Raw genomic sequence first — 25562 nt, 5'->3', positions numbered from 1 at the left:
TAACTCGTGGAGACGACGCGCTTTATGGCACGCCAATTCATTTATCATATGTCCGGGCTGAACAAGGCCTACGGTGCAAAGAAGGTTATCGAAAACCTTCATCTGTCATTCTATCCAGATGCGAAGATCGGTATCCTTGGTCCAAATGGTGCCGGTAAATCGACGATCCTCAAGATCATGGCTGGTCTCGACAAGGATTATACGGGTGAGGCCTGGCTCGCTGAGGGTGCAACGTGCGGCTATCTCGCGCAGGAACCGCATCTTGATCCGGAAAAAAACGTTCTTGGCAATGTGATGGAAGGTGTGGCCGCGAAGACGGCTATTCTCGACCGTTACAACGAGCTGATGATGAATTATTCCGACGAAACCGCCGACGAAGGCGCCGCACTTCAGGATGTCATCGACAGCCAGAATCTGTGGGATCTGGATAGTCAGGTTGAAATGGCGATGGAAGCATTGCGCTGCCCGCCAGCGGATGCCGATGTTACAACTCTCTCTGGTGGTGAGCGTCGCCGTGTTGCGCTTTGCAAGCTGCTTCTGTCAAAGCCTGATTTGCTGCTGCTTGACGAGCCGACCAACCACCTTGACGCTGAAACCACTGCTTGGCTGGAAAAGCACTTACGTGAATATGAAGGCGCAGTTCTTCTCATCACGCATGATCGCTACTTCCTTGACAATGTGACAGGTTGGATTCTCGAACTCGATCGCGGTCGCGGTATTCCTTACGAAGGCAACTACTCTGCCTATCTGGAAGCCAAGTCCAAGCGTATGATTCAGGAAGGCCGTGAAGAAGATTCGCGTCAGAAGGCCCTTGAGCGTGAGCGCCAGTGGATTGCTGCAAGCCCGAAAGCGCGTCAGTCGAAGTCCAAGGCCCGTATCAAGGCTTATGATCAGCTCGTTGAAGCTGCCAACAATCAGCGTCCGGGCGATGCCCAGATTCTGATCCCGGCAGGCGAGCGTCTTGGTCAGGTGGTTATTGAAGCTGAAGGTCTGACCAAATCGTTTGGCGACCGTATGCTGATTGAAAACCTCACTTTCAAGCTGCCTCCGGGTGGTATCGTTGGTGTTATCGGTCCAAACGGTGCTGGTAAGTCGACGCTGTTCAAGATGATCACTGGTCAGGAAAAGCCGGATTCCGGTTCAATCCGCATCGGTGACACAGTTCATCTTGGTTATGTCGATCAGAGCCGCGATCATCTCGACCCGAACAAGAATGTCTGGGAAGAAATTTCCGGCGGCAACGATATTATCAAGCTTGGCAAGTTTGAAATGAATTCCCGCGCTTATTGCGGCGCGTTCAATTTCAAGGGCGGCGATCAGCAGGCCAAGGTTGGTAATCTGTCCGGCGGTCAGCGCAACCGTGTGCATCTTGCCAAGATGTTGCAGGCTGGCGGGAACGTTCTGCTGCTCGACGAACCGACCAACGATCTTGATACGGAAACGCTGGCAGCGCTTGAAGATGCGCTCGAAAAATACGCTGGCTGCGCTGTTATCATCTCCCACGATCGTATGTTCCTCGATCGTCTGGCAACGCATATTCTGGCATTCGAAGGCGACAGCCATGTCGAATGGTTCGAAGGTAACTTCGAAGATTATGAAGCGGATAAGGTTCGTCGTCTCGGACCCGAAAGCGTCAATCCAAAGCGGGTGACTTACAAGCCGCTGACACGCTAAAAACTCAAAGGCCGGTGCATCGCACCGGCCTTTTTGCTGTATGGAGTTTGCAAATGAAAGACTGGTCCGCAAAGCAATATTTGAAGTTTGAAGATGAACGGAGCCGTCCTGCGGCTGATCTTCTTGCGCAGATTAAAATCGATAACCCGCGCAAGGTGGTCGATATTGGTTGCGGTCCAGGAAATTCTACCGGGCTTCTGGTTAATCGCTGGCCCAGCGCGCATGTTTCCGGCTTTGATACCTCGCCGGATATGATCGAAAAGGCGAGGGCGCGTCTCCCAGAGGTCGAGTTTTCGGTCGCTGATGCAACGCGTTACGCGCCGGATGCGCAGACGGATGTGCTGTTTTCCAATGCGGTCTTTCAGTGGTTTGCTGATCCCGTTGCTAAAATGAGACGGCTTGTATCGCTTTTGCAGCCTGGTGCCTTTCTGGCAGTTCAGATGCCCGACAATATGATGGAGCCAGTGCATGTGGCCATGCGGGAGGTTGCGCAATCGGAAGCCTTCAATGATAAAATTGGCAGGACAGGAAGAGCGCCTCTGCCGCCTGTGTCAGAATTTTACAATGCCTTTGCAGGGCAGGCGTCGCGCATCGATATCTGGCACACGATTTATAATCACCCGCTGGAAAGCGTTGATGCGATTGTTGAATGGGTGAAGGCAGCTGGTCTGCGCCCGTTTCTCGATCCACTGGATGCTGCGGAGCAAAGCCAGTATCTGAGTGCGTATAAATCAGCGATCAACAAGCACTACCCGGAAATCAAAGATGGCCGGGTTCTGCTGCGTTTTCCGCGTCTGTTTGTTGTTGTGCAGAAATAGGCAGGCGGATTTTACAGATCGACCTTTTCGTCTTCATCTGCGGTAACGAGCCGTGTGGCGCGCCATTCGGTCAGCTTTTTATTGATCTCATCAAGCACAAAGAAACGTGCTGAATCTTTGTCGTAACCGTCATCACGCAGCGCGTCATAGTCGGTATGGGCATGGCGGACATGTGCCACTGTTGCCAGCCATACTGCAATTGAAGGCGGGAGCGATTTCATATGCGGCGCAAGGGCTGCCGCACGAATTGGTTCTGAATCCGAATAAGGAACCGCAGGAAGCAAAAGCGTAAGCGATTTTGCAACAGCCTTCTGGCGTTCTGTGCTTGCACCCATGGCGGTCATCCTTTCCTGCTTGCAGCAAGATTCGATGTAATCATAACCCAGCTGTCATTCTGCTCAAACGGCTACGCGAACACTATGACAGTTTTGCTGTGTATGGGATCGTGAAAACTGCTTGCACCGCAAATGAATTTCACATAAACATATCTTTATATGTTTAGCGATGTGGAGATTGCGAATTGCGCTTGCAGCTCGATCAGATGGTGGATGTTTTAAAAGCAGTGGCTGAACCGAGCCGTCTGCGCATCCTTGCGCTTCTTTCGAGGGGCGATTTGACTGTTTCGGACCTGACTGCAATCCTTGGCCAGTCGCAGCCGCGCGTGTCGCGCCATCTTAAGCTGCTTGGCGAAGCTGATCTGATCGATCGCTATCAGGAAGGTGCCTGGGCCTATTTCCGACTTTCGGATAACGCAGTTTGCGGCGAGGTTGCGCGCAATCTCTTGTTGAAACTTGATGCTGCGGATACGCTTATTGAACGCGATCTGGAGCGCCTATCACAGGTCAAATCCAATCGTCAGGAAAAGGCTGCGGCCTATTTCAGTGCCAATGCTGGCAGTTGGGATGAAATCCGTAAGCTGCATGTTCCTGAAAATGCGGTTGAAGCAGCACTCAAAACCATTGTGGGCGACAAACCGTTTCAGTCTATGCTTGATGTCGGCACGGGTACTGGCCGTCTGCTGGAGCTGTTCTCACCGCTTTATGCGCGTGGTCTTGGCATCGATATCAATCGTGACATGCTTGCCGTGGCGCGCGCCAATCTTGATCTCGGATCGGTGAACAATGCGCAGGTAAGGCAGGGCGATGTTTATGCATTGCCTGTTGAGCGCGAGAATTTTGACTTGGTGACAATCCATCAGGTGCTGCATTTTCTTGATGATCCGTTGGCTGCAATCCGCGAGGCGGCGCGTGCGCTGCGTCCGGGTGGAAGGCTGCTGATTGTCGATTTTGCTCCGCATAAACTTGAGTTTCTGCGCGAAGACCATGCGCATTTGCGGCTTGGGTTTAGCGATGAGCAGATGCTGGGCTGGATGAAAGAAGCCGGGCTTGAGCCTGCAGAAACGCGCACCCTGGGGCCGAAGGTTGCCAATGGTGACGATGGATTGACAGTCAAGCTGTGGCTTGGCCGCGACCCACGCCTGCTGATCGCCGATCCGGCACCACAGAATATAAGCATGACGGAGACAGTTTAATGGGCTTTTACGGTCTTTCACGCCGATCTGACATTGGCCAGACCACACGGGTATCGTTTGAATTCTTTCCGCCCAAGTCGGAAGAAATGGAACAGCGCCTGTGGGAAACGGTAACGCGGCTTGCGCCGCTCAAGCCGGAATTTGTCTCCGTGACTTACGGTGCGGGCGGGTCGACGCGGGAGCGCACGATCCGCACGGTTGCGCGCATTCTGAAAGAGACGGATATCAAGCCTGCGGCCCATCTCACCTGTGTGGATGCGACCCGCGAGGAGGTTGATCGTGTTGCGCAGGAATTCGCAGAACTTGGTGTTAATCGCTTTGTAGCGTTGCGTGGCGATCCGGCTGCCGGTATTGGTGAGAAATATGTTCCCACACCGGGCGGCTATCAGAATGGCGCCGAGCTGGTTGGCGGTTTACGCAAGCTTGCCGATTTCGATATTTCGGTTTCGGCCTATCCGGAAAAGCATCCCGAAAGCCCGGATTTCGCCACAGATATCGATATGCTCAAGCGTAAGGTCGACAATGGCGCAACGCGCGCCATCACGCAGTTCTTCTTCGATAATGATCTTTATGAGCGTTATGTCGAACGCGTGCGCCGTGCGGGCATCTATATTCCGATTGTTCCGGGTGTTCTGCCCGTGCATAATTTCAAGCAGGTTCGCAATTTTTGTGCACGTTCTGCAACGCATATTCCGACATGGCTGGCGGAGCGCTTCGATGGTCTGGAAAACGATGCGCAGACGCACCAGCTCGTTGCAGCCGCCATTGCTGCCGAACAGGTGATGGATCTGATCGAGCGTGGCGTGCAGGATTTCCATTTCTACACGATGAACAGGGCTGATCTTCCTTATGCCATCTGCCACATGATTGGCATTCGGCCTAAAACAGAAACTTCATTGCAAATGGCCTGAAACGTGAAAAGCCCGGTTTAAAACCGGGCTTTTCTTTCAGATGAGAAGAATTGATTTATCCTCAAAACCAAGGTCTTCTAATGGCTTAGGCTATTCCTAATCAGGGAATGACGCCTGCTATCAACGCTGCAACAAATGCAAATGCTGCACAGATCATGAGGACATTCAAAGATCGCGTGAGTCCCATTGGTCTGTCTCCTTTTATGCATCCGACGAGGTCGAATGCGCGCTGGTAGAGATCCTGAATCTAAGCGCAAAAGGCCTTAAACAAAAGAACATTTCTCACTGCAATATGTGGTGATCGTGGAAAAAACCTTCTGTTTACCACCTAAGTCATTGAAATTTTTAACTGTAAAAGTTTGTTCACATTTCATGAAAATGCCACGAAACCGCCAATTTTGGAGGTGGCTTTGACCCAGTGTCGGGTATGTTTTAGCTGATAAAGGCAAGGAAAACGGACAGAGTCACGACCGAAATCGTTGTCGAATAGAGAATGACATTCGACGTAATTGCGGCCTCACGACGATAATGTTCGGCCAGCATGAAGGGACCGGTGCCAGCGGGCAGGGCTGCCAGCAAGGTCACACTCTGTGCCAGATGTGATGGCAGTTGAAACACATAAACAGCAAGCAGCCATGTGGCGAGCGGCATGACCACCAGCTTGACCGAAACAAGAAAAGCGATGGCATTGATGCTTTCGCGCTCAACCTTTCGCGGCTGGGCAAGGAAAAGCCCGAGTGCAACAAGTGCGCATGGAGAGGCAGCGCCGCCTAACATCTTCAGAAATGTTTCAGCAGGTGCGGGAATGGCAAAGCCGGTTACAGGCACCAGCATTCCGAGGAACGGTGCGACGAGCAACGGATTGCGGATCAGCGAGTGCGTAACCTTCCGGGCAAGATGAAGCGGCTTCTTCTCGGTTTGCAGGCCTATTTCGATCAGGACAATGGCAAAAGCGAAGGTCACGCAAACGGTGATGATGATCGTGATTGTGGTCGCAGCGAGAACGCCTGAACCAAATGCAATCATCGATAGCGGAATGCCCATATAGCCTGTATTGGGATAGGCGGCGTTAAGGCCATCGATGGCGCTGTCTGCAAGCGGCTGTTTACCGCGCAGGCGGATGATGAAGGGCAGGGCAAAGGCCACGGCGCTGCCAAGCAGAAAAGCGCCGATGAAGCCCGGTTGCCACAAATCGCCACCATGCGTGTTGGCCATGATGTCGAAAAGCAGGGCGGGCAGTGCGAGATAGACGACGAAGCGGTTGAGTTCTGCAATTGCATGTGGGCCTAATATTTTTAGCCTGAACGCCAGCCAACCTGAGAAAATCAGGGCAAACACGGGCAGGACGACGATCAGGGTTGAGAGCATGGCGACCAGCGTGATTGCAAAAGTTGAAAGGCGCGGAGATTGTCCGCGCCTTTGATTTATTCTGAAATTAAAGCTTTTCGAGCAGTTCAGGTGTTGGCCAGGAATCGGCAGGCATTCCAAGACGCAATTGCTCGGTACGGACCGCATCGCGGGTTAACACACCGAAGACGCCATCAATCTTGCCCATATCATAGCCACGCGCCTGAAGCTTGGTCTGGAGTTCCTTCATCTGGTCCTGCGTCAGGCCCTGATCGGGGTTGCCGGGATTGAAGGCTGGCGCACCTGCAAGGCGGGTGGCGAAATAAGCAGCGGTCGTCGCATAAACGATCGACTTGTTCCATTCCACAAAAACATCGAAGTTTGCATAAGACAGGAAGGCAGGTCCCTTGCGGCCCAGTGGCAGCAACAGCGATGCATCGCCATCATCAGGGCCAAGCGGTCCATTAAGCCCGACTACACCTTGTTCTGCCCACCATGAATGCGGCTTGCGATTGGTGCGGATGGATTCTTCCCATGGCAGATCTTTGGTGATGCGTACTTCTTCGAGCCAAGGCTCGCCACGCTTCCAGCCGAGTTCGGAAATCATGCGGCCAGCGGTCATCATCGCGTCAGGAACGCTGTTCTTGAGATCGACCTTGCCATCGCCGTCACCGTCGACGCCGCGTTCAAGATAATCCTTCGGCAGAAGCTGCATCATGCCGATTTCACCGGCCCATGCGCCTGTTGTCGCCGCATCGACAACGCCGGTGTCGAAAAGCTTGAGAAGGGCGATCAGCTGCGGACGAAAGAGTTCCGGGCGGCGGCAATCGTAAGAAAGTGTCACAAGCGCGTTCAGCGTATCGAAATCGCCCTGAATGGCGCCATAATCGGTTTCGAGCCCCCAGAAGGCTGCAAGCACCGGACCCGGCACGCCATACGTGTCTTCGACCTTCTTGAAAACATCGGCATATTTGACGAGGTTATTCTGGCCGTTCTTCAGGCGCGCTTCAGAAATCAGGCGCTTCGAGAATTCGGTGAATGTCAGGTTGAAGACCGTCTGTTTACGGTCACGGTCGAGAACTTTCTGTTCAAGCGAGGCCTTGTGCAGTTCGGCAATGCCCTTTTCACCCACGCCTGCTGCGCGCGCTTCCTTGGTCAGATTATCCATCCACTGACCATAATCGATCTCGCATTCCGGCTTAGGCAGATTGGCCGCATTGGTTGCAGCATCTGGACCCGGAGAGGCGAGCGCAGGCGAAATTGCAGTTGATGCCAGTAAAGCGGCAGCCATCACTGAAGCGATAAGTTTCATCGAGAGAACTCACAATTAAAAGAGAAAGAACTTCCCCATTTATTTCCAAAATCTAAAGCATCGGCCCAAAAATCGAAATCGTTTTTGGAAAGCTCTATGCTTAAACTCAATAATGTAGAGCGTCCTTTGTGCGTCCAACCGGACGCACGCCGCTTTAGTGCCTCATCACGTCATGGAAATGAAGCGAAACTTAGTATGCGCTCTCATTTGATGCCGAGTTAACGGACCTTGTTGCTTTCCAGCCACTTTTTCCAGGCGCTGGCGCTGCCCGCAAACACGTTGATATCTGCATCACCCTTGATACCCGGAATGGTGCCGGTGCCGGTATATTGCCAGAAGGTCCACGGATGCGGCCCATATTTTTCCGTTGGATGGCCCGCAGTTGAGCGCAGCCAGAATGGATAACCGTGCAGCTGATTGAGATTATTCTCATCAAAGAAATCGACGGTCGTGTAGATGATGGGACGCTTACCGTAATGTTTTTCAACGGCATTGAGGAAAATCTTCATTTCCTTGCGCACGATGGCTTCGTTCGGCCTCAGCTTACAGGTGGGGGAATGCGCATTCCATTCCATGTCGAGGACAGGGGGTAAGGCATTGGGATCGCGCGGAACATTCTGAATGTACCAACGGGCCTGTTCGATGGCTGGACGGCAGAAATAATAGAAGTGATAGGCACTGCGTGGAATGCCAGCCTGTTTTGCGCCGTTCCAGTGTTCGGCAAAACGATCATCGAGGCGATCACCACCTTCTGTTGCCTTGATAAAGGCAAAGGAAATGCCGCTGCGCCGCACCGCATTCCAGTCGACATCGACCTGATATTTGGAAACATCCGTACCGTGGATCGGATAATGCCACGGAGTGCGCCCAGTCCATTCAAATGGCTTGCGATCATCAAAACGTGGCGCGTTTATGGAACCTGTGGGGCGCGCCATTTGCTGCATCGAACTGCCGGATTTTTTAACATCGGCAAAATCGTAGTCGACTGTGGTGCAGCCGGCCAGAAGTAACATGCCAAGGGCTAGAATGCTGCGGTTGGCCATACGGTTCATACAGGGATCCCGTTGTCGCGAATCAATTTTAACAACGGTTACGCGATCCGTGTATCAACGTCATCAGTTATGCTCGCAAAAACTTGCGGGAAATAGATTGTGTTGCGGCGATTGAGAGGGGGAAATTCCCGTTCCCTTATTTTAAAAGCGCGCCCCGAGAGGCCGCTGCGGTGTTTCTGCTCAAGTTGAACCCTTTCGGGTTATCGGCACGCGACGGAAAAATATGGTTACCACTTTGTTATTATGGCGGTTTGTTACCAGTCGTAAGACTAATTGAGAGAACCTTTCCGCATACTCGCCGTTTTGTCCTGTGATGTTGAGAGCGTCGCCAAGCATCACCGGGGACGAAAAAGTGATGTGACGATGTCTTAATAGGGTGATTGGCCGTTAACCGGTCAGGCACGAGAAACAATGCGCGTTGGATCAGTCCCCACAACGCTGTTTTTTTAGGGAAGGATAGCCATCATGAAGAAGTTTTTAATTGCTTCGGTTGCTGCCGTATCGTTTTTGGGGCTTGCAGCATGCAGCGACAATTCCAACGATGCCAGCAAGGCACCGGCATCGCCTTCGCCTGAAGCGCCGGCTGCGCCTGCTAACAATGACACAATGACTCCACCTGCGACCCCACCGGCGACCCCACCTTCGACACCTGCTCCTGCGCCGGCAACGCCAGGTACGACCGGCACGCCGCCTGCAAATTAAGGGGCAGTTCAGTTGATTTTGCGTCAGCTTTGTTTGCTGATAAGTGAATGGCGGTCCGGTTGGCGGGCCGCCATTCGCCCCGTAAGGAGCGAAGATGATGGATAATTCCGCAGCGGTTGATAATAAAGACAGTATAACTGCGTTTTCCATGTTCAAACGCCGGCTTTCTTCGGTTATGTCTTTTGTTATGAGCCGCCATTTTTTGTTTTTGATTTCCGCTATTGTTCTGGTTGCCCTTGCCGCTTGCGGCAAAGGGGAGGATGAGCAGGCTGCCGTTCCTTCTCAGGAAGAGCAAACAACGTCTGCACCTGCGCCAGAGCAGGATGGCCCGAACTTGATAAAGGCTTTGCAGGATAATTCCGGCGTTATGACGCCGGAAGAGCAGAAAGCCGCTATTGACCGGGCGCGCGCGAATGCGGAAGCGGCAGCCAAGGCTGTTGGCCAGAGCGAACAACAGGCGCAGGCCGCAGGTGAAGCGGCAGCGAGCGCAGCTCAGCGGTCGTTTGAGTCTCGTCAGGCAGCGCAATAATCGGCGCTGCCAAGCCTATATTCTTCCAGTTTATTGTTTTTTCTGTTTTGCAGCGGGTTGTTGTTTCCAGTCATTACGGAATTCTATAGAAACGATTCATGTCGATCTGGGGCCGCATCGGTGAGTTTGTCACTTCCTTAACGCTGAACGCTATTTCAAGCGTGATTGAGGCTGTGCGAACGGTTTTTGAAGGGGATGCAGATACGCGCAGGCGTGTTGCTTTTTCCATCGCGATGATCGCTCTTGCAGCCAAAATGGCGAAAGCTGATGGCGTTGTTACCCAGGACGAGTTTCGGGCATTCCAGAATATTTTTTCTGTTCCACCCGAAGAGCATGCTCATGTGGTCCGGCTCTATAATCTCGCACAGCAGGACGTTGCAGGCTATGAGAGCTACGCGCGTCAGCTTGCTGGCCTTTGCCGTGAAGGCGATGATAATTGTCATTTGCTGGAAGACATTCTCGACGGTCTGTTCCATATCGCAACGGCCGACGGTTATGTGCATGAGAAAGAAATGGCGTTCCTCTCAAGTGTTGCCGAGATATTCGGCTTTGATGAGGAAGGTTTCGAGCGTATTGCTCTGCGCCATGTCAACCAAGGCGAGGGCGACCCCTATGCCATACTGGGTCTGGTGCGGGGTGTTTCGTTTGAGGATGCGCGCAAGCGGTATCGTTCATTGGTCAAAGAGCATCATCCTGACCGGCTTGTTGCGGAAGGTCTTCCGCTTGAATTCATCAAGATTGCAAATACACGCCTTGCTGCCATCAATGCAGCCTGGGCAAGCGTAGAAAAACAGTTGGAAGCCGCATGAGCAGCCCAGATACATCAGAAGAAGAACTCCTGGCGGCACTCGCTTTGGAAAAGCCCGATTATCCAGCCGCGACTGTCGATGCATCGCCGAATTTTGGTATCCGCAAGGATGGCAAGACGCCGACCTATCTTATCCTGCATTATACCGGCCTCGCGACCGCTCAGGAGGCGCTTGATATTCTCAAGTCGCCCGAGAGGGAAGTCTCGGCCCATTACCTTGTCCATGAAGATGGCCGCGTAGTGCAGATGGTTTCTGAAAAGGCGCGCGCATGGCATGCAGGGAAAAGTTTCTGGAAAGGCGAAACCGACATTAATTCGGCTTCGATCGGCATTGAGATCGTCAATCCGGGTGAGTTAGAAAACTACCCGCCCTTCGCCGATCGCCAGATTGAAGCCGTCATTGAGCTTTGCCGAAGCATCTGCGAGCGTTATGGCATCCGCCCCGAGCATGTTCTCGCGCACTCAGATATAGCGCCAGAACGCAAGACAGATCCTGGCCACAATTTTCCATGGAAGCGCCTGCATGAAGCAGGGCTAGCCCATCACATTGAACCGACAGCCATTCGTGGCGGACGTTTTCTCGCGCGTGGCGAGCAGGGGCAACCCGTCGAGGCTTTGCAATCCATGCTAGCGCTTTATGGCTACAAAATTGAGATCAATGGTGTGTTTGATGAGGCTACCGAGACCGTGATTAAGGCGTTTCAACGACGTTTTCGAACACAGAATGTGGACGGCGTGGCCGATGTATCCACGATCGATACCCTCTATAGGCTGATTTTTTCATTGCAAAACGTTACCGCTTAAGAGCTTTGATCTGTTCTCTCATGGCACAGGTATAAGTTTCATATTTCTGTAACAATTTCATTAAACTAGAGCGGATGCATCTTTGGGTAGTGGTGGTTTTCTACTGCTGCGCGCATCACGGATTGTGACAGGGTTTATTACAACCTGTAAGACTATTTTACTTCCCGAACCAATCTTCGGCTGCATTTGCCCGTCAAATGAGCTGCCATTCCCGGCTGTGACGAGCGGGCCCAGCTTTGATAAGCGGGCAAGAGTTTGTGAGCGGGATCATAAATAAACGGCACTGCTGCCCCCAAGACCAGCAATGCCCATAAGCAATCCAAGACGGTAGGTCATGAAAGTAAAATTTGTTGTTGTATGCGCCCTTATTGGCGCCGTGAGTTCCTTTGGTCTTAATTCTGCGATGAGTGCTCCGCTTAATGAGCCAACCAATCTGACGGACCTGCTTAAGGCTCGGGCACAGAACAAGATGGCTGAAGCCAATAAGGCAGAAAATAAATCGCGCTCCGCGAATGCAGAGCCAAGACAGACAGCCAAAAAGGCTTCCGTGGTTACCAGGCGTTCTGCGCCGAATGCTAAAGGCGCGAAGCGCTCCAAGGCAGACGGTACGGCTTCACAGTCTGTAGAGAAGTCCGGCAAGCCTTATTCCCAGATTATCAATCGTTATGCTGCGACCTATGGTGTGCCGTCCTCGCTTGCGCATGCCGTTGTGCGTCATGAAAGCAATTTTCAGCCAAATGTTCGTGGCAAGGCTGGCGAGATCGGCCTCATGCAGATTAAACTCTCCACGGCGCGCAGCTTGGGTTATTCCGGCTCTGCCAAGGGGCTTTATGAGCCATCGACCAATATCCAGTATGGTATGAAATATCTCGCTCAGGCACAGAAGCTTGGCGGCGGCACGACGTGCGGTACGATCCTCAAGTATAATGCCGGTCATGGCGCCAAGCGCATGAACCCGACCTCTGCAAAATATTGCAGCTCGGTTAAGTCTTATATGGCTGGCCTTTAATAATTAAATTTACTTTGTCGGCCGCGTTGAGTTTCAGGTCGATGATGTGAACGAAAAGCCGGTAGCGGTTTCGCTGCCGGCTTTTCTGTTGTGTGCAGATTTTTTCGAAACACGGTTCCCAGCTAGTCCGAACGTGTTATATACGCGGCCGTCAGTCGGTCGGGCAGCCGCGCTTGTCATATGCCGAAAGGCGGCAGGTGAGGAAAGTCCGGGCTCCATGGAAACACGATGCCGGGTAACGCCCGGCGGGGGCGACCCCAGGGACAGTGCCACAGAAAGCAGACCGCCCCGTCTTCCGTACCGCTTGTCAAAGCGGCAGGGATGACGGGGTAAGGGTGAAAGGGTGGGGTAAGAGCCCACCGCGCCGGTGGCAACACAGGCGGCACGGTAAACCCCATTGGGAGCAAAACCGAATAGGGACGGCGCGCCGGTCCGCAAGGATCGGCAATCAGTTTCCGGATCAGCCGTCCGGGTGGGTTGCAAGAGGCGGGTGGCGACATCCGTCCCAGATGAATGGCTGCCACGTTGGACGTAAGTCCGGCCATACAAAACCCGGCTTATAGACCGACTGACACTTTTTCTTCCCCGTATCCGCTAATCGACATTTTTATTTGATCGCAGGAAACGGATAGTTGTGTGCGTGTTGCATATCTATTGCGGGGCCTCCCAATCAAGGAGGTTTCTATGTCGAGTTTAAAAGATAAGGTCGCAATCATTATTGGCGCATCATCAGGAATAGGGCGTGCTGCGGCAATGTTGTTTGCGTCTGAGGGGGCATCTGTTGTTTTGAATGCGCGTAACAAGTTAGGGCTTGAAGCGGTAGCGCATACTATCAAAGAGCTTGGTGGTGAAGCGTATTATGTGGCGGGTGACGCTTCTCATTCTGAAACACATGAAAAACTCATAGCCGTAGCGCAGAACGTGTTCGGCCGTCTTGATATTGCCTTTAATAATGCAGGCACTGTCGGTCCCGTCGTACCGATGGCAGAGGCAAGCCTTGATGATTGGAACAATGTGATCGCCGGTAATCTGACATCGGCATTTCTCGGTGCAAAATCGCAGATACCGTCAATGCTCAGGTCTGGCGGCGGTTCAATCATTTTCACATCAACCTTTGTCGGCAGCAGTGTCGGCATTCCAGGAATGGCACTTTATGGTGCTGCAAAGGCTGGCTTGATGGGATTGGTGAAAGGCATCACCGCAGACTATGGGTCCCAAGGCATCAGAGCCAACGCGCTTTTGCCGGGCGGAGTTGATACGCCGATGGCAGGCAACGATGCGCAGAAAGAATGGGCAGCAGGCCTGCATGCAATGAAGCGGATTGCGCAGCCCGAAGAAATTGCTCAGGCGGCGTTATTTCTCGCGGGGCCGATGTCAAGTTTCGTTACTGGTTCAGCACTCTATGCTGATGGCGGCAATTCAGCCGTCAAATAAAAAGTCAGCGGCTTTCCGGGCTGGAAAGCCGCTTCCCATTTCAGATCGGTGCTCCGGTGAAGAAATCGTAGATCAGTTTCATGTTCAGCACGACGATGATGGCTGCTGTGATTGCGGCAAGCAAGGTCACCCAGCGTGGCGCTGTGAGCGCCCCCATTTTTTTCTTTTCTGCCGTGAACATAACCAGCGGGATGACCGCAAAAGGCAATTGCAAGCTGAGCACGACCTGCGACAGGATCAGAAGTTCGCTCGTTCCTTCGGAGCCATACATAATGGTGACGATGGCTGCTGGTACGATGGCGACAAAGCGGGTGATGGCGCGGCGCAGCCATGGTTTGAGCTTGATGTCGATAAAGCCTTCCATCACGATCTGGCCAGCCATTGTCGCGGTGATGGTCGAGTTTAACCCGCAACAAAGCAATGCGATTGCGAAAAGCGTCGGGGCAAGCGCTGAACCGAGCAGCGGATTGAGCAACGCGTGTGCCTTATCGAGATCCTCGACGCCTGTATTGCGGGTCGCATTGAAGCTGGCCGCTGCAAGAATGAGGATCGACGCGTTGACCAGCAAAGCGAAGGTCAGTGCAATTGTCGAATCGAGTGTCGCATAGCGAATGGCTTCCCGCTTTTCCGGTAAGGTGTGACCGTAATCACGGGTTTGGATAATGCCTGAATGCAGATACAGGTTATGTGGCATGACCGTCGCACCGATAATGCCCAATGCTATATAAAGCATATCCGGGTTGCGTATGATTTCCGTGGTTGGTGCAAACCCGCGGATCACCTCACCCCAATGGGGCTGTGCCATCAGTATCTGGATCAGAAAGCAGACAGCGATCACACCGAGTAAGGTAATGATCAGTGCTTCGACACGGCGGAAGCCCTTGTTCTGCAAATAGAGTACAAGAAGCACGTCGGCGGCAGTCAGGATGACACCGATTTCCAGCGGAATACCGAAAAGCAGATTAAGACCGATTGCCGTTCCGATCACTTCGGCGAGGTCTGTGGCACAGATGGCAAGTTCTGCCAGAAACCACAAAGGCCAAGCGAGAAAACGCGGATAGGCATCGCGGCAGGCCTGCGCAAGATCACGACCCGTAGCAACCGCAAGCCGGGTACACAGCGCTTGCAACAGAACGGCCATGAGATTTGAAAGCAGCACGACTGACAAAAGCGTGTAGCCGAAGCGTGATCCGCCCGCGAGCGAAGTGGCCCAGTTGCCGGGGTCCATATAGCCGACAGCAACCAGGTAGCCAGGCCCGAAAAAGGCCATGGCACGGCGAAATTTCGAGCCGGAGCGGTTGACACGGACTGACCGGTGGACATCCGACATTGAGGCTTCGCCCCGTTCCCGACGCCAGCCTTCAAATGTAACGTCTTGCGGAGCGGGAGGCGTATTTCCCCGAAGGGGCATCTTAAATGCCATGCGTCATGTTTCCAAAATGCAATTGCGAATTATTTGCAATAAATAACGTTTGTATGGTTTGCCGTCAACTGCTGTTCATTGAGCGTTTTTCATATCAGTGTGATTGTTCAATCTAGGTATTGGACGAATTGACCGCACGCCGGAAGCGCGGTTTTGGATGCCTGAATCACGTGAAATCGGGGCAACAAAACTTTTCTATAAGTTCCGGTTTTTTGATTGGGCAGAGCAAAGCATAACGGTTCATTAAGCTTAATATCCGATAACTGTTTGAACGAATCCGTCAAATCGGCGGCCGTTTGAAATTGGCCGGAATTCGAAAGAAAACACAGGATAGCGGGACGTGATCCCGGGAAAGGACCGTGATGATGGCTAGCCTCGGCGGAGACCAATCTCAAGCCGAAGGGGCTCAGGTCCGTCACGTTCCGGTGCTTATCTCCGAAGTGATTGATGCCCTGAAGCCCGAAACCGGCAAAATAATCGTCGATGGCACATTCGGTGCAGGGGGTTACACGCGGTGCGTTCTGGAGCAGGGGGCGAATGTTATTGCAATCGACCGTGATCCCACCGCGATTGACGCCGGACAGGCCATGGTCAGGCAGTTCGATGATCGGCTTACGCTGGTTGAAAGCCAGTTTTCCAGGCTGGATCAGGCTGTTGAGCAGGTTCTGGGCGACGGCGCGAAAGTTGATGGTGTTGTGCTTGATATTGGTGTCTCATCGATGCAAATCGATGAAGCTGAGCGTGGGTTTTCATTTCAGAAAGATGGTCCGCTCGACATGCGCATGTCCCGCAAGGGGCCAAGTGCTGCCGATGTGGTGAACCGCCTGAAGATGGGTGATCTGGCGCGCATCTTTAATTTTCTTGGCGAGGAACGCCATGCGGGGCGTATCGCGCGCATGATTGAAAAGCGGCGCGAAGCGCAGCCTTTCACACGCACGCTTGATCTCGCCAATGCCATTGAAGCGCTGGTCGGGCGCAATCCGAAAGTGCCTATTCATCCGGCAACGCGTGTGTTTCAGGCGCTGCGCATTTATGTGAATGACGAGCTTGGTGAATTGGCGCGTGCACTGCTTGCGGCAGAACGCGTTCTTAAACCGGGTGGCCGTCTGGTGGTCGTAACCTTCCACTCGCTCGAAGACCGGATGGTCAAGCGTTACTTTGCAGATCGCGCCGGTGGCAGTGCCGGATCGCGGCATCTGCCGGAAACCCACGTGCGTCTTCCCAGCTTTACGGCTGCGGTGAAGGGGGCTGTTGGGCCGAGTGTTGAAGAAGAAGAGCGCAATCCTCGTGCCCGTTCCGCAAAATTGCGTGCGGGTGTGAGAACTGAAAATCCGCCTCTTGAAGATGATCTTTCGCTGTTCGGGCTGCCAAAGCTGCCTGAAACGCATGAACTGACCCGGAGTTGAACGAGTGCTGCGTACTTTTGAACTCATCATGATAGCGGCGATGCTGGTGGCAGCAACGATCACCTATACCATCAAATATGATGCGGAACGGCAGATCGCTGTCATTGCAAAATTGAAGCGCCAGATCGATTCCGAAAAGGACACGATTACGCTGTTGCGCGCGGATTGGGCATTGATGAGACAGCCGGGCCGTTTGCAGAGCCTTGTTGGTGTTTATGCGGACGAGTTGAAACTTGCACCCATTGAAGCTGAACAGTTTGCTATGGGCGTTGAAGATATTCCTGAGCGTCAGCTGGACGACATTCAGAAGCTGATTTCCGGCAGTGACGAACTGGTCGCAAGCGGTGTTCTGAAGCCAGACGCAACGACCACAGGAAGCATCAAGAAAAATGGAGCGAGGCACTGATCATGCGGCTGAAGCTCGGGTTTTCCAAAAAGAACAAACAGAACATTCATGACGGCATGGAGCCGGCTGGCAATATGGCGTTTGTCGGCTCGCGTAAAAAGAACGGCAACCGTGCCCGCAATCGTCTTTGGATGGCGATTGTCTGCTTCGTTGGCATTTATGGTGTGATCGGTGGGAAGCTGGTCTATTTTGGTGTGATCGGCGGCGAAGATGAGGAGTCAAACGGTCCAGCAGTGCATCAGCTTGCATCGCGACCCGATATTCTGGATCGCAATGGCGAAATTCTTGCCACTGACATTAAAACATCATCGCTTTTCGCCGAACCGCGCAAGATTGTCGATCCCGATGAAACCATTGAACTGCTTTCAACGGTCATTCCTGATCTTGATTGGGAAACGACCTATCGTCGTCTGAAGAGCGGTGCGGGTTTTGTCTGGATCAAGCGTGGCCTGACACCGCGTCAGCAGAGCCAGATCATGGCGCTCGGTGTTCCGGGCATTGGTTTTCGCACCGAAAAGCGTCGTTTTTATCCCGGTGGTCCGACCGCTTCGCATATTCTTGGCCTCGTCAATGTCGATAACCAGGGCATTGCCGGCATGGAGAAATATATCGACAGTCAGGGCCTGAGCGATCTGCGCGCTGCGGGTATGGCGACGGCACAATCGCTGGAACCGGTCAAGCTTTCCATTGATATTCGCGTGCAGCACATCATGCGTGACGTGCTGGTGAAGGCTGTTGAACGGTATCGCGCAATTGCAGCGGGTGCTGTCGTTCTCAATGTGAAGACCGGCGAAGTGATCGCCATGGCTTCGGTGCCGGATTTTGATCCGAACAATCCCGTGCATGCGCTTGATAAGGATCGCCTCAACCGTATGTCGGCAGGCACCTATGAAATGGGCTCGACGATCAAGAGCTTCACCACGGCAATGGCGCTCGACTCGGGTAAATTTACGCTTAATTCGCGCATCGATGCATCGCGTCCGCTGGTGATTGGTCGCCAGACGATCCGCGACTTCCACGGTAAGGGCCGTGTGTTGACGCTGCCAGAGGTTTTCATCTTCTCTTCCAATATTGGCTCTGGTCATGAGGCCAATGTTGTGGGCATTGAAGGCCATCGCGCATTTTTGAAGAAAATGGGTTTGCTGGACCGCATGGAGACGGAGTTGCCAGAAGTTGCCCGTCCTGTCGAACCACGCGTCTGGAAGAAAGTTAACTCCATGACCATTGCGTTTGGTCACGGCATGATGACGACACCGCTTCAGACAGCAGTGGGCGCGGCAGCATTGATGAATGGTGGCAAGCTGATTGAACCAACCTTCCTGACCCGAACCCAGGCTGAAGCCAATAAGGTTGCAAAGCAGGTCATCCATCCGCAGGTTTCCGCCGATATGCGCTATCTCTATCGTTTGAACGCGACAGCGCCCGGCGGTTCTGGCAAGCGCGCCACCGTTCAGGGCTATCGCGTTGGCGGCAAAACCGGCACGGCTGAAAAGGTTGTGCATGGCCGTTATTCGAAAGATGTGCGCTTCAACGCCTTCCTTGCATCCTTCCCGATGGACGATCCAACCTATGTCGTTCTGACGATTATCGACGAACCGAAACCGGAAGAAGGCAAGTATAGCGCAACCGCCGGTCTCAATGCTGCGCCAATGGTGGCTGACATTATTCGCCGTTCAGCCACTTTTTTGGGAGTAAAGCCCGATTTTCGACTCGAATTTGCGCCAGCAGAGTCTGAATTGGCCTTTGCTGATTCTGCAAATGACTGATTTGTGCAATTGCATGTAAAACCTGACCGTCTGCACACTGTAACTGGAATTGGTATGACCATGAAGTTGAAAGACATCGCACTTTTTAAGGAACTTACCTCCGGTTCGGCGGGTGATCTGGAAATCACGGGTGTTACGTCGGACTCCCGGAAAGTGCAGCGCGGTTTTCTTTTTGCCGCGCTCAAAGGTGTGAAGGCCGATGGTGCTGTTTTTGCTGCGGATGCTATCAGCCGTGGCGCTGCTGCGATCATTGCCGGTAAAGATACGATTATTAGCAATGCAGCCGTACCCGTTGTGCATGTGGAAGATCCACGCCATGCGCTGGCGGTTGCCAGCGCACAGTTTTACGGCAAGCAACCTGAGGTCATGGTTGCAGTGACAGGCACCAGCGGCAAGACGTCTGTCGCTTCGTTTACGCGCCAGATTTGGGCTTATGCGGGTTTTCCGGCTGCCAATATCGGGACCACAGGCGTATTTTCGCCAACGCGCAGCGATTACAACTCGCTGACAACACCGGATCCGGTTGAGTTGCAGCGTGTGCTCGCAGAACTGGCCGATGAAGGTGTGACCCATGCCGCGATGGAAGCGTCATCGCATGGTCTTGATCAGCGTCGTCTTGATGGTGTGAAGTTGGCCGCAGGTGCTTTCACCAATCTTGGTCGCGATCACATGGATTATCATGCGACGATCGAAGAATATCTGCATGCCAAGATGCGCCTGTTCGACACTTTGCTGCCAAAGGGATCGCCTGCAATCATTTTTGCAGATGACCAGTTCTCGCCCCAGGCAATAGAAGCGGCAAAAGCTGCTGGTTGCGATGTGAAGACAGTCGGCCGCAAGGGTGATTTCATCACCATCAAACGTGTTGAGCATGAGCGCTTCCGCCAGCACGTTGAAGTGCGTATTGGCGATGAAATATTTGAGATTGAATTGCCGTTGGCCGGTGATTTTCAGGTTGCCAATGCGCTTGTTTCAGCTGGCCTTGCCATGGTCACAGGTGTTCCGGTTGCAGCCGCCATGCGTGCGCTTGAACGCCTTAAAGGGGCGCCGGGCCGTCTTGATCTGGTTGGTGCCACGGAAGAGGGCGCTCCTGCCTATGTGGATTATGCGCATAAGCCGGAAGCACTTGAAAATGTTCTCACATCGGTGCGCCCATTCACGACTGGCCGCGTCATCGTGGTGTTTGGCTGTGGCGGCGATCGCGACAAGGGCAAGCGCCCGATCATGGGAGAAATCGCTGCGCGTCTGGCGGATGTTGCGATCGTGACTGACGACAATCCACGCTCGGAAGTGCCTGCACAGATCCGTTCGGAAATTATGGCTGCGGCGCCCGGTGCGACCGAAATTGGCGATCGGCGTGAAGCGATCTTTACCGCTGTGTCGATGATGATGCCCGGCGATACGCTGGTTGTTGCGGGCAAAGGCCACGAGGAAGGCCAGATCGTCGGTGACCTTACGCTTCCTTTCTCCGATCATGCGGAAGTGGCGGCAGCGCTTGCTGCACGTCTTGAGGAGAATAAGAAATGAGTGACTGGCTTTGGGCATCTGCCGATATGGTCGAGGCCATGGAAGGTCGTCCTGTTGGCACCATGCCTGCCGGAATTACCGGCATTTCTATTGATAGCCGCACGTTGAAAGAGGGCGAAGCGTTTTTCGCAATTAAGGGTGAATTGTTTGACGGTCATGACTTTGCAACAGCGGCCATGGCTGCTGGTGCTGGTCTTCTGGTGGTCAACGAATCCCGTCTGCCTGCTCTTGGCAATCTCAAAGTGCCGATGATCGTGGTTGATGATGTCCTTGAAGCGTTGATCAAGCTTGGTATTGCCTCGCGTGCGCGCTCCAGAGCGCAGATCATTGCCGTGACCGGGTCTGTGGGAAAAACAACGACGAAGGAAGCGTTGCGTCATGTGCTGGCTGATTGCGGCAAAGTTCACGCATCGGTCGCGTCATTTAACAATCACTGGGGTGTGCCGCTGACGCTCGCCCGTATGCCTGCCGATACAGATTATGGTGTGTTCGAAATCGGCATGAACCATCATGACGAAATTCGCCCGCTGGTGAAAATGGTTCGTCCGCATGTAGCACTGATTACTTTGATTGCTCCGGCCCACCTTGGCCATTTCGCCAATCTTGAAGAAATTGCAACAGCCAAAGCCGAGATTTTTGAAGGTGTTGTGCCGGGCGGTTATGCGTTGCTCAACCGCGACGACAAGCGTTTCAAGCAGCTTGAAGACCTCGCTGCGCAGGCAGGCGTCGAACATGTGGTGACTTTCGGTGAAAATGCCCGTTCTGACTACCGCCTGCGTGAAGTGAAGATGCATCCGACCTGCTCCTGTATGACGGTGAAGATCGGTGATGAAGAAGCCGTCGTCAAAGTCGGTATGCCGGGACGGCATATTGTGCAGAATATGCTTGCGGTTCTTGGCGCCGCTCATCTTGTTGGTGCAGATATGGCCAAGGTTGCCATCGCCATGGCAACGCTGACCGCTGAAGGCGGACGCGGTGCACGCCATGTGCTGGAACATCCAGACGGTGGTTCCTTCACGCTGATCGATGAAAGTTACAATGCCAATCCGACCTCGATGCGCGCTTCTCTTTCGCTTTTGCAGGCCACCCCGCCGCAAGGACCGCGTGGACGCCGCATCGCTGTTCTTGGTGATATGCTGGAGCTTGGTCGTCAGTCCGGGAAGCTTCATGCTGATCTTGCGCGTCCCATTGTCGATGCAGAAGTGAACGCGGTTTATATCGGCGGACGCGAAATGTCGGTGCTCAAAAATGCTTTGCCGGTTGAAATTCACGTCGAATACAGGCAGAGCACCGATGAATTGTTGCCGCTGGTGACGAAGGCTGTGCGTCCCGGCGATGTTGTCATGGTGAAATCATCCAAGGGGATTGGCTTCTCCAAAATCGTCAAGGCGCTGACCAGCCAGTTTCCGCCAGTGGTGCCTGCCGAGTAGCAGTTTTTGAGGGATTTTTCTCCGCATGTTGATGCTTCTTTCAATCTTCGCCGAGCATGTGACACCGTTTAACGTGTTCCGCTACATCACGTTCCGCACTGGCGGCGCGATGATCACTTCGGCGTTGATCGTGTTCCTTTTTGGCCCCACGATCATCAATGCGCTGCGCGTGCGACAGGGAAAAGGTCAGCCGATCCGCGCTGACGGTCCTCAGACACATTTCAAAAAAGCCGGTACGCCTACCATGGGCGGCCTGATGATCATGACCGGTATTTTGGTCTCCTGCTTTTTGTGGGCCAACCTTTCCAGTATCTATGTCTGGGTTGTGTTGATGGTCACGGTGGGTTTTGGCGCCATCGGCTTTTATGACGATTATCTGAAAGTCACGAAGCAGTCGGACAAAGGTTTTTCCGGCAAATCACGTCTGGCTATCGAGTTCCTGATTGCAGCCGTTGCAGCCTTCATCATCATGCGGGCAGGGCAGGAGCCATTCTCCTCGTCGCTGACATTTCCGTTTGTGAAGCAGTTTGTGCTTAATCTTGGCTGGTTCTTCATTCCATTGGCAGCCTTTGTCATGGTTGGCGCTGGCAATGCGGTGAACCTGACTGACGGTCTTGATGGTCTTGCTATCGTGCCTGTGATGGTCGCGGCTGCATCTTTTGGCTTCATTGCCTATCTTTCGGGTAATGCGATCTTTGCCGATTACCTTCAGATCCATTTTGTTCCGGGTACGGGCGAGCTGGCCGTGGTGCTGGGTGCTGTTATCGGCGCAGGTCTTGGCTTTCTCTGGTTCAATGCGCCTCCGGCTGCAATCTTCATGGGTGATACCGGCTCGCTGGCATTGGGCGGTATGCTTGGTACGGTTGCTGTTGCGACCAAGCACGAAATCGTTCTTGCCATCATTGGCGGCCTCTTTGTCATGGAAGCACTTTCGGTCATTATTCAGGTTGGTTCGTTCAAGCTCACTGGCAAGCGTGTGTTCCTGATGGCCCCCATTCATCATCATTTTGAAAAGAAGGGCTGGACAGAAAGTCAGGTCGTGATCCGTTTCTGGATCGTGGCAATTATCCTTGCCATGATCGGCCTTTCCACATTGAAGCTGAGATAAGGCAAACAGAATGATCCCGATCACCGCCCTTAAAGACAAGACTATCGCCCTCTTCGGACTGGGCGGGTCGGGCATCGCCACCGCCAAGGCAATCGTTGCCGGTGGTGCGAAGATCATTGCCTGGGACGATAATCCCGACAGTGTGGCACGTGCGCAGAGCGCAGGCATTGCGACGGGGGATTTGAGGCAGGCGGACTGGTCACAGTTCGCTGCCTTTGTGCTTTCACCCGGCGTGCCGCTGACCCATCCGAAGCCACATTGGAGCGTTGATCTGGCTCGTGCAAATGCCGTTGAAATTATTGGTGATGTCGAACTCTTTGTTCGCGAGCGCAATCATATTGCACCCGATTGTCCGTTTATCGCCATCACCGGCACAAACGGCAAATCCACCACAACCGCACTGATTGCCCATATCATCAAGGCTTCAGGCCGCGACATGCAACTCGGCGGCAATATCGGTACAGCAATCCTCACATTGGAAGCGCCTGCGCCAGGCCGTTTCTATGTGGTTGAGTGCTCGTCTTATCAGATTGATCTCGCACCATCGCTGAACCCGACTGCCGGTATTCTGCTGAACCTGACGCCGGATCATCTTGATCGCCACGGCTCGATGGAAAACTATGCCGCTATCAAAGAACGGCTGGTTGCGAATAGCGGCGTGGCAATCATCGGCGTGGATGATGCATATTGTGCGGGTATCGCAGATCGTCTTGAAAGCAGCAGCGTAAACGTTGCAAGGATCTCCAAGGATAAGCGGCTTGAAAACGGAAGCTTCGCCGAAGGCGCAAAGCTTTATTGTGCCACAAATGGCAAAGCCGAAGAACTGGCTTCCCTTGAAGGCATTGGCTCTTTGCGCGGTGCGCATAATGCGCAGAACGCGTTGGCTGCAATTGCGGCCTGTTTGTCGGTGGGCCTATCGATTGAAGAAATTCGTGCGGGTTTGAAAACTTTTCCGGGTCTTGCGCATCGCATGGAACAGATTGGCCATCGCGGCAAGGTTCTGTTCGTCAATGATTCAAAGGCGACCAATGCGGAGGCGACAGCTCCGGCGTTGTCGTCTTTTGCTGATCATATTTACTGGATCGCCGGCGGTGTACCCAAGGCTGGCGGCATCAGCGCTTTGTCGGAATTCTTTCCGCGTATAACAAAAGCCTATCTGATTGGTGAAGCGGCAGCACAGTTTGCTGCGACGCTGGGCGACGCCGTGCCATTTGAGATTTCCGACACGCTGGCTGTTGCGGTTGAGCACGCCGCGCGCGATGCAGGCAATGATGCGGCAAGCGAACCCGTGGTTCTGCTTTCACCGGCTTGTGCAAGCTTTGATCAGTTTCAGAATTTTGAAAAACGTGGTGATGCATTCCGCACCACCGTTCTCACGCTCCCCGGTATTGAACCAATTGGAAGGGAAAGCCGATGGTAAGTCGCGTTGACCGTGGTCCTGTCGCCAACTGGTGGTGGACAATCGACCGTTACTTTCTGGCTGCATGTCTGGCTCTGATGGGGCTTGGTGTGCTGTTGTCCTTTGCGGCAAGTCCTGCCGTTGCACAGCGCATTGGCCTTAACAGCTTCCATTTTGTTGAGCGGCAGATCTTCTTCATGATCCCGGCTCTGATTGTGATGATTGGCGTGTCGTTTTTGACACCACGCCAGATCCGGCGCTTTGCGCTGGTGCTGCTTTGTGTGTCGCTGTTTTTGATGGCGGCCGCACTTTTTGTGGGTATCGAGATCAAGGGTGCGCGTCGATGGGTGAGCCTTGCAGGCTTGTCTATTCAGCCGTCTGAATTCATGAAGCCAGCCTTTGTGGTCATCTGCGCCTGGCTTTTCTCCGAGCGTGAACGCGGTGGTGAGATGCCGGGCTATTTTCTGGCGATGATGCTGTTTTGTGTGACGGCCGGATTGTTGATGTTGCAGCCCGACTTTGGTCAGACCATGCTTACCACCGGCACATGGGGTGCAATGTTCTTCCTCGCCGGTCTGCCGATGCTGTGGATTCTGGTCCTTGGCGGTATTGCAGCGGTCGGTGCTTTCGGTGCCTATATGACACTGGATCACGTTGCGGGCCGTGTTAATCGCTTTATGACGGGTGAAGGTGATACGTTTCAGGTGGATATGGGGCGTGAGGCTCTTTTGCGCGGTGGCTGGTTCGGCCAGGGGCCGGGTGAAGGCATCGTCAAGCGCAGTATTCCAGACAGTCACACCGACTTTATCTTTTCAGTTGCCGCAGAAGAATATGGCATCATTCTCTGCATGATCATCATGGCGCTTTTCGCTTTTATCGTGATCCGCGGGCTTTCGATTGCGCTTCGCGAGCGTGACGCATTCACACGTCTGGCTGTGTCGGGCATCGTGATTCTGTTCGGCTTCCAGTCGATTATTAACATGGCCGTTAATCTGCATCTGATGCCTGCCAAGGGCATGACGCTTCCATTCATTTCTTATGGTGGTTCCTCGCTGGTCGCTATTGCAATCACGATGGGCATTTTGCTGGCGCTGACCCGTCGTCGCCCGGAAGCGCGCATGACGCATACGGTTGGTATGGGTGAGCGCATTCCGGCTTTGTGAGGG

Annotated in this window: 23 protein-coding genes and 1 other RNA gene; 18 read left to right on the top strand and 6 right to left on the bottom strand. The window is 53.5% G+C overall.

All coding sequences use genetic code 11. The features are described 5' to 3' along the window. Positions 1–24 precede the first annotated feature (24 nt). Both ettA and tam read left to right on the top strand, forming a co-directional pair. Positions 25–1674 carry an energy-dependent translational throttle protein EttA gene (ettA, locus tag VBH83_RS10465; protein ID WP_396997593.1) on the top strand — a complete coding sequence of 550 codons (1650 nt, stop codon included), beginning with the start codon at positions 25–27 and terminating at the stop codon, positions 1672–1674. A gap of 53 nt (positions 1675–1727) precedes the next feature. Next, positions 1728–2492, top strand: coding sequence for a trans-aconitate 2-methyltransferase (gene tam, locus VBH83_RS10460; protein ID WP_396997591.1), 765 nt, complete (start codon positions 1728–1730; stop codon positions 2490–2492). An 11-nt stretch (positions 2493–2503) separates the two neighbouring features. Here tam and VBH83_RS10455 read toward each other — a convergent pair whose 3' ends face one another. Then, entirely contained in the window at positions 2504–2827 is a 324-nt protein-coding gene (locus VBH83_RS10455) for a DUF2293 domain-containing protein (RefSeq protein WP_265985441.1), read from the bottom strand. Positions 2828–3033: 206 nt separating this feature from the next. Here VBH83_RS10455 and VBH83_RS10450 point away from each other — a divergent pair, with 206 nt between their 5' ends. Together VBH83_RS10450 and metF are read left to right on the top strand one after the other, a co-directional pair. Next, complete coding sequence (locus VBH83_RS10450) at positions 3034–4023, top strand: ArsR/SmtB family transcription factor (protein ID WP_396997628.1); 990 nt, start codon at positions 3034–3036, stop codon at positions 4021–4023. Then, positions 4023–4934: a methylenetetrahydrofolate reductase [NAD(P)H] gene (gene metF, locus VBH83_RS10445; RefSeq protein WP_396997589.1), complete on the top strand. Its 912-nt coding sequence runs from the start codon at positions 4023–4025 to the stop codon at positions 4932–4934. The genes VBH83_RS10450 and metF overlap by 1 nt, the downstream gene beginning before the upstream one ends. A gap of 432 nt (positions 4935–5366) precedes the next feature. Here the strand turns inward: metF and VBH83_RS10440 are convergent, their stop codons facing one another. The 4 genes from VBH83_RS10440 to VBH83_RS10425 form a co-directional block, all read right to left on the bottom strand. Further along, a complete protein-coding gene (locus VBH83_RS10440; protein WP_396997587.1) occupies positions 5367–6302 on the bottom strand; it encodes an AEC family transporter in 936 nt (311 codons plus the stop codon). A gap of 67 nt (positions 6303–6369) precedes the next feature. Further along, the gene (locus tag VBH83_RS10435; RefSeq protein ID WP_396997585.1) at positions 6370–7593 is read right to left on the bottom strand and encodes a lytic murein transglycosylase; all 1224 of its coding nucleotides are present in this window, start codon (positions 7591–7593) and stop codon (positions 6370–6372) included. Positions 7594–7811: 218 nt separating this feature from the next. Further along, complete coding sequence (locus VBH83_RS10430) at positions 7812–8645, bottom strand: GH25 family lysozyme (RefSeq protein ID WP_265985437.1); 834 nt, start codon at positions 8643–8645, stop codon at positions 7812–7814. Between the two features lie 446 nt (positions 8646–9091). Next, complete coding sequence (locus VBH83_RS10425) at positions 9092–9331, bottom strand: hypothetical protein (RefSeq protein ID WP_265985436.1); 240 nt, start codon at positions 9329–9331, stop codon at positions 9092–9094. A 113-nt stretch (positions 9332–9444) separates the two neighbouring features. Between VBH83_RS10425 and VBH83_RS10420 the strand changes: the two genes are divergently transcribed. From VBH83_RS10420 to VBH83_RS10395, 6 genes are all read left to right on the top strand, one after another. Beyond that, positions 9445–9876, top strand: a complete 432-nt coding sequence (locus VBH83_RS10420; RefSeq protein WP_396997626.1) for a hypothetical protein — start codon at positions 9445–9447, stop codon at positions 9874–9876. A 98-nt stretch (positions 9877–9974) separates the two neighbouring features. Beyond that, positions 9975–10685, top strand: a complete 711-nt coding sequence (locus VBH83_RS10415; protein WP_396997582.1) for a TerB family tellurite resistance protein — start codon at positions 9975–9977, stop codon at positions 10683–10685. Next, entirely contained in the window at positions 10682–11488 is an 807-nt protein-coding gene (locus VBH83_RS10410) for an N-acetylmuramoyl-L-alanine amidase (protein ID WP_396997580.1), read from the top strand. Before VBH83_RS10415 ends, VBH83_RS10410 begins: the two co-directional genes overlap by 4 nt. A gap of 334 nt (positions 11489–11822) precedes the next feature. Further along, the gene (locus VBH83_RS10405) at positions 11823–12497 is read left to right on the top strand and encodes a lytic transglycosylase domain-containing protein (protein WP_396997578.1); all 675 of its coding nucleotides are present in this window, start codon (positions 11823–11825) and stop codon (positions 12495–12497) included. 151 nt (positions 12498–12648) lie between these two features. Next, positions 12649–13073: RNase P RNA component class A (gene rnpB, locus VBH83_RS10400), an RNA gene on the top strand. A 108-nt stretch (positions 13074–13181) separates the two neighbouring features. Beyond that, positions 13182–13931, top strand: a complete 750-nt coding sequence (locus VBH83_RS10395; RefSeq protein WP_396997576.1) for an SDR family oxidoreductase — start codon at positions 13182–13184, stop codon at positions 13929–13931. A gap of 40 nt (positions 13932–13971) precedes the next feature. On the opposite strand, the gene VBH83_RS10390 is transcribed toward VBH83_RS10395, so the two are convergent. Then, positions 13972–15342 carry an Nramp family divalent metal transporter gene (locus tag VBH83_RS10390; RefSeq protein ID WP_396997624.1) on the bottom strand — a complete coding sequence of 457 codons (1371 nt, stop codon included), beginning with the start codon at positions 15340–15342 and terminating at the stop codon, positions 13972–13974. A gap of 374 nt (positions 15343–15716) precedes the next feature. Here VBH83_RS10390 and rsmH point away from each other — a divergent pair, with 374 nt between their 5' ends. The 8 genes from rsmH to ftsW are packed head-to-tail and all read left to right on the top strand — an operon-like array spanning position 15717 to position 25559. Beyond that, positions 15717–16760 (top strand): 16S rRNA (cytosine(1402)-N(4))-methyltransferase RsmH, encoded by a 1044-nt coding sequence (gene rsmH / locus VBH83_RS10385; RefSeq protein ID WP_265985486.1) that lies wholly within the window; start codon positions 15717–15719, stop codon positions 16758–16760. Positions 16761–16764: 4 nt separating this feature from the next. Further along, positions 16765–17166, top strand: coding sequence for a hypothetical protein (locus VBH83_RS10380; protein WP_265985430.1), 402 nt, complete (start codon positions 16765–16767; stop codon positions 17164–17166). 2 nt (positions 17167–17168) lie between these two features. After that, positions 17169–18932 (top strand): peptidoglycan D,D-transpeptidase FtsI family protein, encoded by a 1764-nt coding sequence (locus VBH83_RS10375; RefSeq protein ID WP_396997574.1) that lies wholly within the window; start codon positions 17169–17171, stop codon positions 18930–18932. Between the two features lie 54 nt (positions 18933–18986). Continuing rightward, positions 18987–20459, top strand: coding sequence for a UDP-N-acetylmuramoyl-L-alanyl-D-glutamate--2,6-diaminopimelate ligase (locus VBH83_RS10370; protein ID WP_396997572.1), 1473 nt, complete (start codon positions 18987–18989; stop codon positions 20457–20459). Then, positions 20456–21889 (top strand): UDP-N-acetylmuramoylalanyl-D-glutamyl-2,6-diaminopimelate--D-alanyl-D-alanine ligase, encoded by a 1434-nt coding sequence (locus VBH83_RS10365; protein WP_396997570.1) that lies wholly within the window; start codon positions 20456–20458, stop codon positions 21887–21889. The genes VBH83_RS10370 and VBH83_RS10365 overlap by 4 nt, the downstream gene beginning before the upstream one ends. 25 nt (positions 21890–21914) lie before the next feature. Continuing rightward, complete coding sequence (gene mraY / locus VBH83_RS10360; RefSeq protein WP_265985426.1) at positions 21915–22997, top strand: phospho-N-acetylmuramoyl-pentapeptide-transferase; 1083 nt, start codon at positions 21915–21917, stop codon at positions 22995–22997. Positions 22998–23007: 10 nt separating this feature from the next. After that, complete coding sequence (murD, locus tag VBH83_RS10355; protein ID WP_396997567.1) at positions 23008–24417, top strand: UDP-N-acetylmuramoyl-L-alanine--D-glutamate ligase; 1410 nt, start codon at positions 23008–23010, stop codon at positions 24415–24417. Continuing rightward, positions 24411–25559 (top strand): putative lipid II flippase FtsW, encoded by a 1149-nt coding sequence (gene ftsW / locus VBH83_RS10350; RefSeq protein ID WP_265985424.1) that lies wholly within the window; start codon positions 24411–24413, stop codon positions 25557–25559. Before murD ends, ftsW begins: the two co-directional genes overlap by 7 nt. Positions 25560–25562 lie beyond the last annotated feature (3 nt).

This window comes from Ochrobactrum sp. S1502_03 (assembly GCF_044435015.1).
Taxonomy (GTDB): Bacteria; Pseudomonadota; Alphaproteobacteria; order Rhizobiales; family Rhizobiaceae; genus Brucella; species Brucella chromiisoli.
This window is presented reverse-complemented; position numbering and strand designations above follow the sequence as displayed.